19 protein-coding genes are annotated in these 17,494 nt (G+C 41.9%); 7 read left to right on the top strand and 12 right to left on the bottom strand.

From position 1 onward, the window contains the following. Positions 1-57: 57 nt before the first annotated feature. From CDC33_RS03405 to CDC33_RS03420, 4 genes are all read right to left on the bottom strand, one after another. Complete coding sequence (locus tag CDC33_RS03405) at positions 58-1,179, bottom strand: geranylgeranyl reductase family protein (RefSeq protein WP_109007299.1); 1,122 nt, start codon at positions 1,177-1,179, stop codon at positions 58-60. A gap of 118 nt (positions 1,180-1,297) precedes the next feature. Then, on the bottom strand, positions 1,298-1,846 hold the full coding sequence (frr, locus tag CDC33_RS03410) for a ribosome recycling factor (protein WP_109007300.1): 549 nt from the start codon (positions 1,844-1,846) through the stop codon (positions 1,298-1,300). Next, complete coding sequence (gene pyrH / locus CDC33_RS03415; RefSeq protein WP_100898733.1) at positions 1,833-2,561, bottom strand: UMP kinase; 729 nt, start codon at positions 2,559-2,561, stop codon at positions 1,833-1,835. The genes frr and pyrH overlap by 14 nt, the downstream gene beginning before the upstream one ends. Before the next feature lie 71 nt (positions 2,562-2,632). Further along, complete coding sequence (locus tag CDC33_RS03420; RefSeq protein WP_109007301.1) at positions 2,633-3,187, bottom strand: thioredoxin family protein; 555 nt, start codon at positions 3,185-3,187, stop codon at positions 2,633-2,635. A gap of 444 nt (positions 3,188-3,631) precedes the next feature. Here CDC33_RS03420 and CDC33_RS03425 point away from each other — a divergent pair, with 444 nt between their 5' ends. Continuing rightward, complete coding sequence (locus tag CDC33_RS03425) at positions 3,632-4,531, top strand: alpha/beta fold hydrolase (protein WP_109007302.1); 900 nt, start codon at positions 3,632-3,634, stop codon at positions 4,529-4,531. Positions 4,532-4,574: 43 nt separating this feature from the next. Here the strand turns inward: CDC33_RS03425 and CDC33_RS03430 are convergent, their stop codons facing one another. Next, entirely contained in the window at positions 4,575-4,925 is a 351-nt protein-coding gene (locus CDC33_RS03430) for a hypothetical protein (RefSeq protein ID WP_109007303.1), read from the bottom strand. A gap of 186 nt (positions 4,926-5,111) precedes the next feature. Then, complete coding sequence (locus CDC33_RS03435; protein ID WP_109007304.1) at positions 5,112-5,291, bottom strand: hypothetical protein; 180 nt, start codon at positions 5,289-5,291, stop codon at positions 5,112-5,114. Between the two features lie 127 nt (positions 5,292-5,418). Between CDC33_RS03435 and CDC33_RS03440 the strand changes: the two genes are divergently transcribed. Then, positions 5,419-5,793: a hypothetical protein gene (locus CDC33_RS03440; protein ID WP_109007305.1), complete on the top strand. Its 375-nt coding sequence runs from the start codon at positions 5,419-5,421 to the stop codon at positions 5,791-5,793. A gap of 186 nt (positions 5,794-5,979) precedes the next feature. Here CDC33_RS03440 and CDC33_RS03445 read toward each other — a convergent pair whose 3' ends face one another. Continuing rightward, on the bottom strand, positions 5,980-6,681 hold the full coding sequence (locus tag CDC33_RS03445; RefSeq protein ID WP_109007306.1) for a diacylglycerol/polyprenol kinase family protein: 702 nt from the start codon (positions 6,679-6,681) through the stop codon (positions 5,980-5,982). 61 nt (positions 6,682-6,742) lie between these two features. Between CDC33_RS03445 and yidD the strand changes: the two genes are divergently transcribed. From yidD to CDC33_RS03465, 4 genes are all read left to right on the top strand, one after another. Further along, the gene (gene yidD, locus CDC33_RS03450) at positions 6,743-6,979 is read left to right on the top strand and encodes a membrane protein insertion efficiency factor YidD (RefSeq protein ID WP_012412579.1); all 237 of its coding nucleotides are present in this window, start codon (positions 6,743-6,745) and stop codon (positions 6,977-6,979) included. A 202-nt stretch (positions 6,980-7,181) separates the two neighbouring features. Further along, entirely contained in the window at positions 7,182-7,409 is a 228-nt protein-coding gene (locus CDC33_RS03455; protein WP_109007307.1) for a hypothetical protein, read from the top strand. A 45-nt stretch (positions 7,410-7,454) separates the two neighbouring features. Next, a complete protein-coding gene (ychF, locus tag CDC33_RS03460; RefSeq protein WP_109007308.1) occupies positions 7,455-8,546 on the top strand; it encodes a redox-regulated ATPase YchF in 1,092 nt (363 codons plus the stop codon). 157 nt (positions 8,547-8,703) lie between these two features. Then, positions 8,704-9,210 carry an O-acetyl-ADP-ribose deacetylase gene (locus tag CDC33_RS03465; protein ID WP_109007309.1) on the top strand — a complete coding sequence of 169 codons (507 nt, stop codon included), beginning with the start codon at positions 8,704-8,706 and terminating at the stop codon, positions 9,208-9,210. Here CDC33_RS03465 and CDC33_RS03470 read toward each other — a convergent pair. From CDC33_RS03470 to hisG, 5 genes are all read right to left on the bottom strand, one after another. Then, a complete protein-coding gene (locus CDC33_RS03470; protein ID WP_109007310.1) occupies positions 9,207-10,115 on the bottom strand; it encodes a hypothetical protein in 909 nt (302 codons plus the stop codon). The genes CDC33_RS03465 and CDC33_RS03470 overlap by 4 nt on opposite strands. A 236-nt stretch (positions 10,116-10,351) precedes the next feature. Further along, a complete protein-coding gene (locus CDC33_RS03475) occupies positions 10,352-12,652 on the bottom strand; it encodes a hybrid sensor histidine kinase/response regulator (RefSeq protein WP_109012421.1) in 2,301 nt (766 codons plus the stop codon). A 5-nt stretch (positions 12,653-12,657) separates the two neighbouring features. After that, positions 12,658-13,083 (bottom strand): response regulator, encoded by a 426-nt coding sequence (locus CDC33_RS03480; protein ID WP_109007311.1) that lies wholly within the window; start codon positions 13,081-13,083, stop codon positions 12,658-12,660. An 8-nt stretch (positions 13,084-13,091) separates the two neighbouring features. Continuing rightward, positions 13,092-15,662, bottom strand: a complete 2,571-nt coding sequence (locus CDC33_RS03485; RefSeq protein WP_109007312.1) for a GAF domain-containing protein — start codon at positions 15,660-15,662, stop codon at positions 13,092-13,094. A 400-nt stretch (positions 15,663-16,062) separates the two neighbouring features. Continuing rightward, the gene (hisG, locus tag CDC33_RS03490) at positions 16,063-16,707 is read right to left on the bottom strand and encodes an ATP phosphoribosyltransferase (protein WP_109007313.1); all 645 of its coding nucleotides are present in this window, start codon (positions 16,705-16,707) and stop codon (positions 16,063-16,065) included. Positions 16,708-16,782: 75 nt separating this feature from the next. On the opposite strand from hisG, the gene rppA reads away from it, so the two are divergent. Further along, complete coding sequence (rppA, locus tag CDC33_RS03495; protein WP_109007314.1) at positions 16,783-17,475, top strand: two-component system response regulator RppA; 693 nt, start codon at positions 16,783-16,785, stop codon at positions 17,473-17,475. The last annotated feature ends 19 nt before the right edge of the window (positions 17,476-17,494 follow it).

Genomic DNA, 17,494 nt, shown 5'->3' on the forward strand with positions numbered 1-17,494 from the left:
AATTTTTGTAGGGTGGGCGTCTTGTTCACTAAAGATTCGTTACCTAATCCCTGATGCTTAACTTCCAAAGCCAGGAATTAAACGCTTGAGGGCGCGATCGGTAACGTCGCTATACCGCAGTTCTCCACAGAGAATCTTACCCATGATTTTGGCACCGGAGGGATGTTTAACACCAACTTTGTAGCCAATAGCAGGAAAGCGATAGAATGCTCCAGCTAATTTTTGTGCCCAAGCCATCTCATTACCCCATTCTTCATTAATAGCTTCAGTATATTTTTCTAAAGCATTGCTATCACCAGAAAGGGCGTCATTAATAGCTCCTGCTGCAATCAAACCGCTAAAAATTGACGGACGAATGCCTTCTGCTGTCATGGGATAAACTACACAAGCAGCTTCCCCAGCCAAAACTGCATTTTGGGTATGTAACTTTTGCTTCCCATTCCACAAGCAAAGGGGATAACCATACTGCTTGCTAGTTTTGATATCTAGATCAAACGATCGCGCGTACTCATCTAAAATCTTCTTAAAATCCTGGGGTTGACCACCAACAAATGTACCGATACCAATGGAATAACCATCCGCCTTCGGGAAGTTCCAAATGTAGCCATTTTTTACCAAACCCAACTCAAGGTGAATTGTGGATTTGTCTTTGACAGTTGTAGAAACTTCTGCTTCTAAAGCTGCTGCTAAACTGCGTTTACGGTCTTTGAAGCCTAGCCATTTTGCCATTGGCCCTTTAGCACCATCAGCCGCGATTAAGTAGCGACTTGTAACTGGCCCATTGGTTGTGTTAACTTGCCAATAGTCACTTTTAAATTCAATACTTGTTACTTCAGTATTATCTCGGATTTCAGATCCTTGCTTCTGCGCCTGCTGCACTAGGAAATGGTCAAAAATATCTCGTCGCACCATCCAAACTGGTTCAATTGTTGCGATTTTTGCTTCCACTGGATCGCCCAATTTCCAGGTAAAGCGAAAGGAGTCGGCTTTTACAGAAATTGCAGGGCTAAAATCAAAGTCAAACCATTGAGCGATCGCTGGAGATACACCACCGCCACAAGGTTTATATCTTGGTAGGGATTCTTTTTCTAACAATAATACTGAGCGGCCCTGTTTAGCTAAATGATATGCAGCTGTTCCACCAGCTGGGCCAGCGCCGACGATGATGCAATCGTACATAAGGCTGAATTTTTGCTCCTGAATTAGTTTAATTAATTTTTGTTAAATACCTAACAAATGATAAAGGCTGAAGAATTTATCTATCATCCTTCAGCCTTTATGCTTCAGACATTAAACTTTAAACAGTCGTAATGTCTTTTTCTTTTTCTGCCAAGAGTGCGTCTATTTTGGCTGTATACTCGTTTGTGAGTTTTTGCAAGCTATCTTGTTGGTCTTTTGATTGATCTTTGGAGATTTCAGAGGCTTTCTCCTGTTTGCGAATCGAGTCTAGGGCATCGCGGCGGATGTTACGAATAGCAACACGACCTTCTTCAGCATATTTGGATGCCATTTTGACGAATTCTTTACGGCGATCGCTTGTCAAAGGCGGAATATTCAGCCGAATTACAGAACCATCATTACTGGGGGTTAAACCTACATCTGAGAGGGAAATCGCCTTCTCAATGATATTTAAGGTATTACGCTCATAGGGCTGAATCAGAATTGTCGAGGCATCTGGCGTGCTAATATTTGCCAGTGATTTTAAGGGTGTAGGTGAACCATAATAGTCCACTAATACCTTATCTAATAAACTCGCATTGGCGCGGCCAGTGCGAATCGTGTTAAAAGCTCGTTGAGTTGAGTCAACAGAACTGTGCATTTTACTTTCAGCTTCAGCTAATATCACAAGAACCTCCCACAAGGGTACCGATGGATTCTCCCAAGACGGCTCGGTGGATGTTACCTCGCACCGTTAGATCAAATACCAGAATTGGGATATTATTTTCTTTACACAAGGCGATCGCAGTACTATCCATCACCCGCAAATCTTTGGCTAAAACATGCGCGTAGGTAAGGCTATTGTAACGCTTGGCGTCAGGATAAATATGAGGATCGGCATCATACACTCCGTCTACTTTGGTGGCTTTAAAAATCACTTCTGCATCAATTTCTGCGGCTCTTAATGCCGCAGTAGTATCCGTAGTAAAGAAGGGATTTCCAGAACCAGCACCAAAAATTACCACCCGCCCTTTTTCAAGATGGCGGATGGCACGACGACGGATATATGGTTCTGCTAATTCTTGCATAGCGATCGCAGTTTGCACCCGCGTCTGTACTCCTATGCGTTCTAGTGAATCTTGCAACGTCATGGCATTCATTACCGTGGCAATCATCCCAATATAGTCAGCGGTTGCCCTGTCCATCCCCGCCGATGCTGCTTTGACGCCACGAAAAATATTGCCGCCGCCAACAACTATGGCGATTTGAGTGCCAGTGGCTATCACCTCTGCTAATTCTTGTGCTATGCCTTTGACCACTTCGGGATCAATACCATAGCCCATGTTGCCCATTAAGGCTTCACCGCTCAGTTTGAGTAAAACCCGTCGGTAATTCGTTCCCATGAAGTTCCGCTTTATCAAAAAAGTTGCAATTGCCTCCAATTTAAGATAGCAGTTACAGGGACTATCTATGTCTAGTTACGCCAAATCAATGTAGTACCTGTTGCTTCTGTTTGTGGTATACCTATTTCTTCACCAAGAAACAGAGAAGCGATCGCAGTTCTCAAATAATCCTCTCCCGCCGATAATGGATCTTGGGGATGATCGTCAATTTTGCCTTTGTAGCGTACTATACCATTAGTATCTATTAAAAATGCCATTGGTGTTTTTGTAGCACCAAAACTGCGGGTTACATCTTGCGTCGAGTCCCACAGGTAAGGAAAATTCAAATCGTGACGCTGGGCAAAAGCTTTCATATTTTCAAAGCTTGGCCTAGTGCCGTGATTACCATCACTACCATTCATACCAATTAATGTGAAGCCTTTGGGGGCAAATTCGGCTTGAATGTTTTTTAACCTGTCTATATACCACTCGACATAAGGACAGTGGTTACATAAGGAAATAACAGCTACTGCTCGGAACTTCTCAAGATAACGCCTGAGATGGTGTACTTGACCATCAATTCCTGGCAGTTCAAAATCGGGTGCATAGCTCCCAACGGGAGTATCGATTGTTTCTAGTAGATTCATGATTTCTGGCTCGCAGAACTAGGAACAAGAAAAATATTGTTAAATTCAGCGTCAGTTTCCAGTTGCAAACCACCCCTTAGCCGATGCCTCATATTCGACAATGTTATATACCAAATTTGCGATCGTAAATTGTGAAACTACTGAATCTAGCAGTGACGCTAATTCGCTCACATCTAAAAAATAGCGAAAATATTACTCACATTATTGTAGAAGTTATGATTTCTAATACTGACATAATCTAAGTTATGAGTAAATTAACTCTATCAACAAGACGGAAATCTATGCTGGATAAAACTATCAGCCAAAAAGCCTTCGTGCTGTCTGTCTAAGCTATCACTACAAAGTATTTACTTTGAAAATCTGATAAATTTTATTCAAATTCACAACAATTTTACTTGCGTCTTGCTGCTGAAAGGCTTTTACCCTTGTATTCATCAAATTTTTATGACAACCTCAAGTTCAAAAACAGCACTTACCTCTACAAAAACCTGGATTTGGCAAGATTTCTCTATCTGCTATCAAACTGAAGGAACCACTGGGCCAGCTGTTGTTCTGGTGCATGGATTTGGCGCTTCTTGGTGGCACTGGCGGAAGAATATTCCCGTATTAGCACAAAGTTGCCGTGTTTATGCGATCGATTTGATTGGTTTTGGTGCTTCCGCAAAACCTCAACCTGGAGAAAAAATTGCCTATACACTAGAAACTTGGGGACAGCAAGTAGCAGATTTTTGCCGTGAAGTGGTGGGTGAACCAGCTTTTTTAGTCGGAAATTCTATTGGCTGTATTGTAGCCATGCAAGCAGCAGTAAGCAACCCTGATATTGCTTTAGGAGTTGCTTTGCTCAACTGTTCATTACGGCTGTTGCACGATCGCAAACGGGTAACTTTACCTTTATCTCGTCGTTACGGAGCGCCTCTACTGCAACGCCTGTTATCTATCAAACCAGTTGGCGATTTCTTTTTCAATCAACTCGCCAAACCGAAAACGGTGCGGAAAATTCTGCTGCAAGCATACTCAAATCCTGAGATGGTGACAGATGAGTTGGTAGATATTTTGATGTCACCAGCAAGTGATCCGGGGGCTGGGGCTGTATTTCTGGCTTTTACTTCTTATTCTACAGGGCCATTACCAGAAGACCTTTTACCACTGTTACCTTGTCCGGCGATTATCTTATGGGGAACAGCCGATCCGTGGGAACCAATTAAATTAGGGAGAGAATTAGCTAACTTTGGGCAGGTAGAAAAGTTTATTCCTTTAGAAGGAGTGGGGCATTGTCCGCAGGATGAAGCACCGGAGTTAGTCAATCCGATTTTACTCGATTGGATTTTGGAGCGATCGCGGTAATTATCTGTGAGAGGTTAAATATAGAGTAAATTTTGTCAATCAGCTAATATGCATTTAAATACTGACTGTAAACAATAAAGACCACAATTCCAACGAAAATAAAGAGGATTAAAGTAGCTATTAAACCACGATGTCGAGAGACAACATCAAGAAGTACTAGTAGCCAGAATAAGGCAATCTCAACTGCGCTAGCAATGAGCACAAGTATGAGATTTCGTTGAGTTCTTTTAGCCAGGATAACAAAACTAAAACCTCTGCTGAAAGAACTGCCTTCAAGATTAGAGGCCGATATTGTTAGATCGACCAAGTTAACTAAGAACCAAATAATTACTATGCCTCCCATTACTGTCAATACAACAGCTAGTCCTTTAAATAATCGATTTATAAGCATCATTTTTTGCTCCTAGAAGAAAATTTTGACATAATGATAAGTATTGTTAAGTAGTAGGGTGTGTTATGCCGTAGGCTAACGCACCGTCCGATATCTTCGGTGCGTTAGGACTAGCGTCCATAACGCATCCTACAAAATTAAAGCTATTAATTCACATTAGGCGTGAAGTATTAGTCCAAAAACTTTTAACTACTTCTCCCTATCTTCATCTAGTGCTTTTTGGATAGCTTGGCGACAAAATTCAGGAGGATCGTCCTTAGCCTTTACTTCTTCCTTCATTTCCTTGGTGACTCGGAAGCTCAATTGATCAGTTAATTCCTTGCTTGGTTGGTTTCCAAAATTTTCAGGTTTACCCTTGCGGTCAGGCATTGTTTAGAAAAGTAAATATAGCTTGAAGTCGATGAAACCATCGGGTTAGAGTTTTAAATCGGTGAGTACTTGCCTGGAAAACTTGTAACTCACCGATACCACTTTTACAAATGGGTAACTCTATTTTATGTTCACAAGGTCAGAACTCGAAATCAAAACTATTGCTGAGTTGAGAGATTTGTGTAGGCGTTATGGATTGAAGCCTACTGGGAACGGAGGGTACAAGACCAGTTGGATTGTTACCTTGATGGCATTCCCACAGATAGCACTGGCTCAAATAAGGCAGGGAAGAGGGTTGAAATCACCAGGCTTTAGCGTTATTCAATTCCTTGAAGGGGTGGTAGATGAGATGAATTCACCCACTGATGAGCAAGCGGCACTGATTAAGCTGACAATGGAAGGCAAAGCTATGAGCTACCCTGACAGATACGACCAAGAGAGCTTGCTTAACTTGCACAAGGCTAAGATGTATCTTGAAATGGCGATCGGACTACTAAACTAGTAAATCAGTTTTGAGGGTTTGTAGTAAGCACTTTAGTGCTTAGAAAATAAGAATGACTAAAGTCCTTACTACAAACTTCTTTACCCGTATTGGACTCAACCCACAAACTCTATATTTATTAACTAACAAGAAATTTTTGGCACTATCTCTTATTTACTCAATTAGGAATAGCACTCAAGGCAATTACTAACTCAAAACTAACTGACTTAAAAAGAAGGCAAGGGCTGCACTACCCAAGGGAACTGTCAAATTATCAATACCTAAAAATGAAACAGCTTCTAAAGCAGTAGCTATAACTGCTACTAATAGTGATACTGTCCAAGTTTGCCAACTGTTTCCTTGAGTTCCAACTAGAATCAAACTACTGACAAGATAGCTAACGAGCATCATAGTTAGGGAGCCTTCCCAACTTTTTTCTGCCCCAAAAACTTTATACTTATGTTGACCAAAACGTTGCCCAATTAAGGCTGCTAATCCATCTCCCCAAGTCATCACCAAAATTCCGAGTGCTGCGTATTGGGGTTGTTGTAAATACCAGAACCAGGCAACTAAAATACCGAAACTGACAGAGTAAAAAAATGTCCCGAAACTTTGCCGTCCAACGCTATTAATACCAGGAAGAATGGGCAATCGGTAGGATAATAAGGTGATTGCACTCGCTAAAATAGAAGCTGTAATCCCTACTCTGGCGGGAATATCTAGCCACCAAGCGATTAAAATCACGTTACCAGTGCCAATATGAACTATCTTCCGCACGATTTCTGGCTTATCGGCAAAGCGGTTTACTACCCCTGCAATCAGAAGGATGAGTAACACCCAAATTGCAGCTATCGCAATTTGCAGCCATAAAACCGGAATTGAGGTGAAGTCAGAAAATGTAATTAACAAAGATACGACAAAATGAAAATTTTTACCCCTGTTACTAATTTATAAGATTTGGGTAGCTGCAATGAAATTATTATTTATTTGGCTGATTCGGGGCTACCGAATGTTTATCTCGCCGTTGTTTCTCCCGACTTGTCGCTTTCAACCAACTTGTTCGATGTATGCTATTGAAGCTATTGAACGGTTTGGAGTGTTGCGTGGTAGCTGGATGGCAACTCGGCGGATTTTGCGCTGTCATCCGTTTCATCCAGGTGGTTACGATCCAGTGCCAGAGGTGGTGGAAAAGGTGAAGGAGGAGTAGTTTATAGAATTGGGGCATTGGGCATTGGGCATTGGGCATTGGGAGAATACCTGTCCTATATGTCTATGCTGCAAGTGTGCGAATGAAGGTTCATCCCACCGCTAGAAGGGGGGTGTAGGTGGGTATAGGTATTTGGGGAGATGTCAACAGATGAGGTTGTCATCTAGCGTGGGAAGGTTGAATAATTTAATTTAGATTTATCATGCTTAATCTTACTGCGATTTCTATACCAGAACCACAAATTCCTACTCCTGGCCCGAGTCCGCTACCTAGCCCCAATCCTGAGCCGAATCCGCTACCTAGTCCTGAACCTGTACCGGGGCCAGCGATTCCTCAACCGTTACCTGGGCCTGTACCAGAACCAGTACCTGCTCCCATTCCTCAGACGGTTCCAGGGCCAATTCCCCAAACCATACCGGAACCTGTTTAGATTAACTTGGTAATATAATCCAAAATCTCAAATCTAAAATCCAAAATGCTAAGAGCCGGAATTGTCGGACTTCCCAACGTCGGAAAATCTACTTTATTTAATGCTGTAGTTGCTAATGCTAAAGCAGAAGCAGCTAACTTCCCTTTTTGCACGATTGAACCGAATGTCGGCGTTGTCGCAGTACCGGATGAACGGTTAAATGTTCTTGCTAAGATTGCTAGTTCAGCACAAATTATCCCGGCGCGGGTTGAATTTGTGGATATTGCCGGTTTAGTTAAAGGCGCAAGTCAGGGTGAGGGACTAGGGAATCAATTCCTGTCCCACATCCGGGAAGTTGATGCGATCGTCCATGTGGTACGTTGTTTTGAGAATGACGATATTATCCACGTTGCTGGTTCTGTTGATCCAGCGCGAGATATTGAAATCATTAATATAGAATTGGGTTTATCAGATTTAGCACAAATTGAGCGCCGAATTGACCGCACTCGTAAACTAGCTCGTACCAGCAAAGATGCACAGTTTGAAATCACAGTTTTAGAAAAATTAGCGGCGGCTTTAAATGAAGGTAAATCGGTGCGTCAGGTAAGCTTGAATGAAGAAGAAGCAGTAATTATTAAAGGATTAGAACTGCTTACTTATAAACCGATTATCTACGCTGCGAATGTCTCTGAGGATGAGTTAGCGACTGGTAATCATTTTGTGGAAACAGTGCGGCAAATTGCTGCAACAGAAAATGCCCAAGTTGTGATAGTTTCGGCTCAAGTTGAAGCTGAATTAGTGGAATTACCAGAGGAAGATAAAGCTGATTTCCTGGCGTCTTTAGGTGTGGAAGAAGGCGGTTTGAAATCATTGATTCGGGCAACTTACACGCTTTTAGGCTTACGGACATATTTCACTTGTGGCCCTAAAGAAACCCGCGCTTGGACAATTAATGCGGGAATGTCTGCACCTCAAGCTGCTGGTGTAATCCACAGTGATTTTGAGCGGGGATTTATTCGCGCCGAAACTGTTGCTTATAAAGATTTAGTAACAACTGGTTCGATGAATGCTGCGAAGGAAAAAGGGTTGGTTCGCAGTGAAGGGAAAGAGTATGTTGTGCAAGAAGGAGATGTAATGTTGTTCCGATTTAATGTGTAGGGGTAATTAATAAGTGGCCGTTATCGATAAGATAATGGTCAACCTACACTAAATTGCGATCGCACCAATAATATTGACAAAATCCTATATATATGTATCATAGTGTCGAAAATGAACCAGCAATCAGTTCGATTTTTTAACCAAGCTCTCAAGTTTTATGGAAGTTATTTTGGGTGATATTACAAAGCTACAAGTTGATGCAATTGTAAATGCTGCAAATACAAGTCTGCTTGGAGGTAGTGGAGTAGATGGAGCAATACACAGAGCAGCTGGAGCAGAACTTGTTGATGAATGTAGATCGCTTAGAGGATGCAAAATTGGCGATGCCAAGCTCACCAAAGGATATCGCTTGCCTGCAAGCTTTATCATTCATACAGTGGGTCCAGTATGGCGAGGAGGTAATAATAAAGAACCCGAACTTCTAGCTCAGTGTTACTACAAGTGTATGGAAATCGCCGCCGATAAAGAATTTAATACTTTGGCATTTCCTTGCATTAGTACTGGTATTTATAAATATCCTAAGATTCTAGCTGCTGAGATTGCAGTGAAAATATGCGAGGAACAATTACAAAAGAATGGTCGTCCCCAAAGAGTAATTTTTTGTTGCTACGATCGAGAAAATTATGAAATTTATACAAAAATTTTATCTGAAAGGATAGATTAACTTCCACCCACAATGTATATATATGAACCTAAATTCTCATCATCTGTACCAACAATTACACCGCCTTCTGCACCGGGAACAAGTTCCATACCTTCAATTTTGTGGTAATTAGAGCGGTAAAGGGGAACAAGTTGAGGATTTTGCCGCCATGCAATTTTGTTACCACGAAATCCCAAGTACCCAGCGACATACACAGCTGACTGAAATGGCCCATCATCTCCGGCATCACTTGCTGAGGTAATATATACAATTCCTACGGAGTCTACCTTAATATCTGAAATATGACGAACATTGCCAGATGGAAACGGTACTTTCAAATTGGCAGAACCTGCGAGAGTAATTTGATATTTAGCTAAGTCAAATATTCCCCAAAAAATAGTTGCTGGTTGTTCTCCTTCACCTCTATGTCCCCAAATAGCAACTAATTTGCCGTCTATATTTTGTATTCCAAATGATTCAAAATTATTTCCTTGAATAATTTCTGGTAAATCAAATTCTTTGATAATAGATATGCTCTTCTTGGCAGGCTGTAAACGGATGTAATAAGCTTTTCCAGAACTAGTTAAAGCGATAAATGAGAACTTTGTTTTCTCTGGAACAGATGTTAAAGCTTCTAAATCGATGGGTAATTCTATGTTACCTGGCCAATTTAATGGAAAATATTCAGGTTGGTTTTTACCCTTAATACTGATAATTGCTAAACGACCTTGGTTTTTTTGTTTGTTGTCATGGACAATCAGAAAATCGAGCGTATTGTTTTGTTGCTCTATCAAAGCCATACCACTGATACCGAAAGGGATACCACCGCGAACCGGACGCCAATCTTGCGCCCAAACTTGCTGGGATATGACTAACAATGCACATAAGATTACTATATTGATGATTAACCTAAGAAACCGAGGCATATTGATTTAGCCAAGCTGTGAGTATCGGTAAAAGGAGGGTGTTAACGGATGCTCAATCATATTAAATCAAAGCAATTTGCACCCACATCAATAAAGCAGCCTTTTGTACTCTTAGTCATTAGTAAAATTACGCAATTAATTCACCTAATTTTAGATTCTGGATTAATAAATGTGGTTAGCACAACTATTTATACAGATGTGAGATGAAACAAATCCAAAATCCAAAATTGTTTGACTCAAGATAGTACTTTCTCTAAAGAAAGCAATAATTCGTTGACAGTATAGGGCTTCGGCAAAAAGATATTGATACCAATCTTAGTTAATGCACTGAGCTTCTTGTCAGACATGAGTCCACTGCTGGCAATAATTCTGGCTTGGGGGTTGATTTTTCGCAGGGTACGGATGGCAGTTATACCATCCAGCGAGGGCAGCATAATATCCATTAGTACAGCACTAATTTTGTCCCTATTTTTAGCGTACAGCGCGATCGCCTCAATGCCATCACTGGCAACTAAGATTTTATAATTGTGAGCTTCTAGTGATGTTCTGGTAATCTCTTGAATGGCAGCTTCATCATCCACAATCAAAATTAATTCTCCATGTCCTGTCTGTAGTGGCAATTCTTCTGGAGTGAGTGTTTCCATTCCCCCCACTGCTGGCAAGTAAACCTTAAAGCTAGTGCCACTTCCCACTTCGCTATACACATTCACAAAACCTCCGTGACTTTTAACTATGCCCAGTACGGTGGAAAGTCCTAAACCAGTGCCTTGTCCTACATCTTTTGTAGTAAAGAATGGCTCGAAAATTCTATCTAAGATTTCTCTAGGTATCCCACTTCCAGTATCGGAGACAGTAACCACTGTGTAAGGCCCCTCTTTGGCTTCTAGGTTCATTCGAGCATAATTTTGGTCAATCAACAGATTCTCAGCATAAATACTCAAACTACCGCCATTGGGCATAGCATCGCGGGCGTTAACGCAGAGGTTCATCAGCACTTGATGCAGTTGTGTGCTATCTCCAGAAACCATCCACAAATCCTGTGGTACATCAGTGCTGATTTCTATGGATTTGGGAAATGTCTCTTTGAGAATCTTGCCAAGTTCCACAATTATATGTCTGAGTTGCAAAGTGATTCGCTTCCCTTCTACACCCCGCGCAAAGGATAGCACCTGTTTGACTAAATCAGCACCGCGTCTAGCGTTGATTTCCAAAATTTCTAGTAGATGACGAGTTCGCTCATCTGCATTAGGAAACTTGAGCGGTAATAATTGCGCTCCTGCTAAAATCGGTGTCAGGATATTGTTGAGGTCATGAGCAATGCCACTAGCTAAAGTGCCAATACTTTCCAGGCGTTGGGCGCGAAACAATTGGGCTTCTAGGTGTTTTTTCTCGGTAATATCTGTGTCAACGGTGAGAATTGATTTGGGTTTCCCTTGTTCATCGCACACCAGACTCCAGCGACTAGCAACAAGGATTTCTTTGTCCATTTTAGTAAGTTTAGTTAACTCGCCCTGCCACTTTCCTTTACTAACAACTTGTAATAAAGCCGCTTCCATTTCTGGTGAAAATTCGTCATACAAAAGCTCACTAGCATTTTGGCCACGAGCTTCTGTCGCTTTCCAACCGTAAAGTGTTTCTGCGCCTTTGTTCCAGAAGATAATTTTATTGTTTAAATCTCGTAGGCAAATGGCATCTGTGGTAACATCAAGTAATGCTGCTTGTTCGCGGATTTTTTCTTCTGCCAATTTGCGTTCGCGTAGCGCAGCTTGCTGTTCGCGCAGTGCGGCTTGTCTTTCGCTAATATCAATACTGGCGCATGTCACGCCAACAACTTCTTGCGATTCGTTCCGCAATGGCTCAACTGTCAAATCGTAATATCGAGTTGTATCTTTGATTGTTATTGATACTTCCTCTCGCGTTCCTATGCCAGTGGTTAACACTCTACGTTTAATTGTGGTGAGACGTTGAGCATCTTCAACTGGGATAATATCTAAATCTTGTTTGCCCAATATTTCTTCAACAGTCAATCCATAAGAGGGGTTGTAAACCCAGGTGTACCGTAACTCGCAATCTTGGTTGTAGACGAAGATGGGAGAGTTTTTCAGGGCCACCCGAAATCGTTCCTCGCTCTGGCGCAGTGCATTGTCTGCTCGTTGCCGTTCAATAGCATAACGCATTGAGCGCACCAGCAAGTCGCCAGTTACTTGCCCTTTCACCAAATAATCTTGCGCTCCTTCTTGCATTGCTCTAATTGCTAGGGTTTCGTCGTTTATACCCGTCAGCACAATTATCGGAGTGGCTTTTGCTTGATGGTGAGCGATGACAAAAGTTTCTAGTCCCTGGCTATCTGGCAGCGAGAGGTCTAACAAAATTACATCAAAAGGTTCTTTAGCTAAGTAGTTGAGTGCTTCAGAAAGTCGCTCAACGGGCGACAAATCAACTACAACTGTAGTAACTTCCTTTAAAAACTCTTGTAATAAAAAGACATCGCCAGGGTTATCTTCTACTAATAAGACTTTAATATTTTTACCTGCCATTTCCACTACTCCGGTGGCAGTTTTACGATCGCAAACCAAAAATTTTCTATTGATTGTACAATTTTAACGAATTGATCGAAATCTACGGGCTTAGTTATATAACAGTTTGCACATAAATTATAGGCTTTGAGGATGTCTTCTTCAGCTTGCGAAGTCGTCAAAATTACCACAGGAATTCGCTTGAGGTTTTCATCTCCTTTAATTTCTGCTAGTACTTCTCGCCCATCTTTTCTGGGGAGATTTAAATCGAGCAGGACAATATCTGGATGGGCTGCTTTGACATATTTTTCCTGCTTTCGCAAGAATGCCATTGCCTCTACACCATCCTCGACCACATTCAAGTGAATCGAGATTTTGCTTTCTTCCAGGGCGATGCGTGTAAGTTGAGCATCGCCAGGATTGTCCTCTACCAACAAAACCTCAATAGGCATAATCGGTGTTATGATGCCCACGATTGCTTACCTGCTCTATCTGGAATTGTGAAGTAGAAAGTCGAGCCTTCACCCAGTTTTGACTCAACCCAGATCCGGCCGCCGTGGCGTTCTATAATTTTTTTACAAATTGCCAGACCAATTCCAGTACCCGGATACTTATCTCTACCGTGCAATCGCTGAAAAATTATAAAAATACGTTCAGCATACTGGGATTCTAAACCAATACCATTATCGCGTACCCAGAATAACCATTCATCTACCGACGGTATAACATTTAAACTTTCCCCATCTAGATTTCCATTTGGCTTCGCTACGCCGATGTGAATTTGTGGCTGCTGATGACGGCAAAATTTGATTGCATTGCCAATCAGGTTTTGAAATACTTGTATCAATTGGGTAACATCAGCCATTACTTCAGGTAGAGGATCGTGAGTGATAATTGCTTTACTGTCAGAGATGGCAATTTGCAGATTAGCGATCGCTTGTTCTAAGACAATACTACAATTTACGGGTATAAAGGGCTGTCCACGGGTACTAACGCGAGAATAATTCAACAAATCATTTATCAGCGTCTGCATCCGCCGCGCCCCATCTACTGCATAGTTGATAAACTGGTCAGCATTAGTATCAAGTTGATTTTTGTATCTTCGCTCTAATAGTTGTAAATAACTCGTTACCATCCGCAAAGGCTCTTGTAAGTCATGGGAAGCTACATAAGCAAACTGTTCCAATTCCGCATTGGAACGAGCGAGTTCTTGACTTTGCTGAGTTTCTTTTTCTAATAGTTGCGCTTGAGATAAAGCAATCCCAATTTGGTTAGCTAGTTGCTTTAACAACTCCGTCTCAAAGTTATTCCATCGTCGAGGTGCAGAACACTGATGAGCCAGCAACAAGCCCCAAATGCTTTCCCTGACGAGAATTGGCACTACGAGGTTAGCCCTGACAGCAAACTGCTGAAGAAATTCTCGATGGCATGGTTGAATATGAGCAGCTTGAATGTCTTCCATCGCACTGACTCTGCCCTGGCGATATCTTTCTATGTATTCTTCCTTAAAACAGGGGTCAAAAATATTTTTTCCTAAAATTACCGGCCAACCAGGTAGCACCGCCTCTTGCACTACTGTTCCCGAACCATCAGGCTCTATTTGAAAAATTAAAACTCGGTCAGCTTGTAGTAGTTTTTGTACTTCAGTAACAGTGGTTTGAAGGATTTTGTTTATTTGTAAAGATTCTCGAATTTTCAGGGTGATTTCAGCAAATAATTGCGATCGTAAATTCTGCCGCTTTAATTCTTCATCTGCCTGCTTGCGATCTGTGATATCTGTATAAGAACCCACCATCCGCACTATATCACCCGATGCGTCCCAAAGTGCCTGTCCTCGATCTAGAATCCATTTATAGCTGCCGTCTTGGCATTGGACTCGATATTCACAGACGTAAAACGGTATTTTCTTGGCAAAGTGGTCTTGGAAGACTTGAAGTACCCAATCTCGCTCATCGGGGTGGATTAGTTTCGTCCATTCATCCCAACCGTCGGAAACTTCGTGGTCTTTATAACCGAGCATTTCTTTCCACCGAGTTGAGAAGAACACTTCATTAGTCTTGAGGTTCCAATCCCAAATACCATCATTATTACCATTTAATGCTAATTGCCAGCGTTCTTCACTCTCCCGTAGTGCTTCTGCTGTTCGCCGTCGTTCAGTAATGTCTTGGAAATAAACAGACAAACCGTCTTTTGCAGGATAAGCGTGGACTTGAAGCCAGCAGTTTAGTGGCTGATAAAACTCCTCAAATTCCACACTCACCTGTTCTAACATTGCCCTCTGATACTCACGATGGAATGTTGTGTCTATGAGTTCTGGAAAGACCTCCCAGATGCTTTGACCTAATAATTCATTCTGGGTTTTTTGCAACAGTAATTCTGCTTGACCATTAATGTAGGTGAATCGCCACTTTTTATCTAAAGCAAAAAACGCATCAGTGATGCTTTCGAGCAAATTAGCAATGCGGATTCTAGCCGATTCAGACTCGGCGTGTGCTGCTTGCTGGTGCGCCATTAGTTTCTCGGTAACTTGAGATACCTCAGTTACATGACGTCTGAGTTCTAGTTGGTCGATTACCAACCGACTCAAAGCCACAAGCGCCTCCACTTGTTCTTGGTTCAATTCCCGTGGAACTTGGTCAATTACACACAGAGTACCCAGCATATCTCCCTTGGGAGTAATTAAGGGTACACCTGCATAAAACCGTACATGGGGATAGCCAATTACTACCGCATTATTTGCCAATTTTTCATCAGCTAGGGTATCAGGAACTACTACAACATTACGCCGCTCTTGGCAAAGGTAAGATAAGCCCACAGTCCGAGGCATTTCTGATACATTTAAACCTACTTTTGCCTTAAACCATTGACGGTTTTCATCAATGAAATTTACCAAAGATATAGGCGTACCACAAATAAATGCCGCTAACTGAGCAAGATTGTCGTAAGCTTCTTCCGGTTCGGTGTCAAGAATTTGATACTGGCGGAGGGCTTCTAGCCTTGCCATTTCTGTATCAATTTGTTCAGCTTTCATTAACTTTTCTTAATAAATTTAAATGTAATATCTAGTCATCAGGGTAGCTATCTCAAGAATAGCTTAACCTCTTGTAATAATTCTTAGTCTTTTCCCCGCCTCTGGCTGTTCAGGAAAGCCTGTTAAATTCTGTCAAAATGCTAAATTCGCATTAAAAGTGATTTTTAGTACCAAGCATTTCCTGTATATGCCGCCAAATTATTGCGTAGGCGTAGCCCGTCCGTACATATCGCGCTAATTCTAGTGTAAACAAATTTAGTCAGTCTAAACTCCAGATACTAATGACTATTGACCAATGACTAATGACCAAGACGACTTGGCGACAATTCCTCCCGTACCGTGAAGGAACGGGCTTCCAAGTCGTCTTTGTGTGAATTACGTCACTTTGATAGCACTTCTATTAGACCTCTACCAAAACGGCTTCTCGCAGCTTGGCAATCACATCACTTAGATTACCCGTGTTTATGCGGTAACTCAAAGGATGGGCAATTAACCGCGCCGTGCTTTCATAGAGAGTAGCAATTTCAATTAAACCATTTTCGCGCAAAGTCCGCCCTGTAGAAACCAAATCTACGATCGCTTCTGACATTCCAGTAATCGGGCCTAATTCAACTGAACCATACAACGGCACTATTTCCACAGGTAAATCTAGACTGTGAAAATATTCACGAGCGCAATTTACATATTTTGAAGCAACTCTACCATGCGGTGGTAAATCTAAAGGCGATCTGTAAGAACTAGATGCCTTTACCGCCACCGACATCCGACAATGCCCAAACTGCAAATCTACCAGGTGGGCAACTTGCGGCTGCTTCTCCCGCAACACATCGTAACCAACAACACCCAGTTGCGCCTGACCATATTCCACATAAACAGGCACATCATGCGCCCGCACCAACAAAGCTTTTGCGACTCCCTTAGTATCAGGAATTTGAAGTTGGCGAGTTCCTGAATCTAAAAAAGCACTAAAATCTAATCCCACAGATTGTAGCAGGCGGATGCTATTTTTAAGGAGTTCCCCTTTTGGCAATGCAACAGTCAGCATTCTTTTTTTTATATCCTTGGCGTTCTGGCAGTTGAATAATATTGAGAATATCTCTATATGCTTACCACAAGCAGTATGAGAATTTTATTAGTTGATGATGAAATTGAACTAACTGAACCCTTGAGTCGCTTATTAACTCGTGAGGGTTACATTGTGGATGCCGCTTACGATGGCACAAGTGGCAACGAACATGCACAAGCAGGCAGTTATGACCTACTAATTTTAGATTGGATGCTCCCAGGAAAAACGGGGTTAGAAATTTGTCAGCAATTGCGACGCCAAGGCAAAACTACTCCCGTGCTGTTTCTCACAGCCAAAGATACTCTAGATGACCGCGTGCAAGGTTTAGATGCGGGTGCTGATGATTATTTAGTTAAACCTTTTGAACTGCGAGAGTTACTAGCGAGAGTCCGGGCTTTATTGCGTCGTTCCGGTTCCCAAACCTATGAAACCACCACTGGACGCTTAACCGTCGCTGATTTAGAACTTGATTGTGAAAATCAAGTAGCCTATCGCCAAGGAAGAATAATTGAGCTATCGCAAAAAGAAAGCCAGTTGCTGCAATATTTTATGGAACACACTGGACAACTAATGACTCATGCCCAGATTATGGAAAATTTGTGGCAAGAGGAAGAACAACCCAGTAGTAATGTGATTGCGGCATTAATTCGTTTGCTGCGTCGTAAGATTGAGGTAGGTAAAGAAACTACACTGATTCACACAGTCTACGGCAAAGGCTATCGTTTCGGTGCTTCCTCAGTGGAGTAAGTTTAGCCGCCTGTTTTCA

The sequence above is a fragment of the Nostoc commune NIES-4072 genome, from assembly GCF_003113895.1.
Classification (GTDB): domain Bacteria; phylum Cyanobacteriota; class Cyanobacteriia; order Cyanobacteriales; family Nostocaceae; genus Nostoc; species Nostoc commune.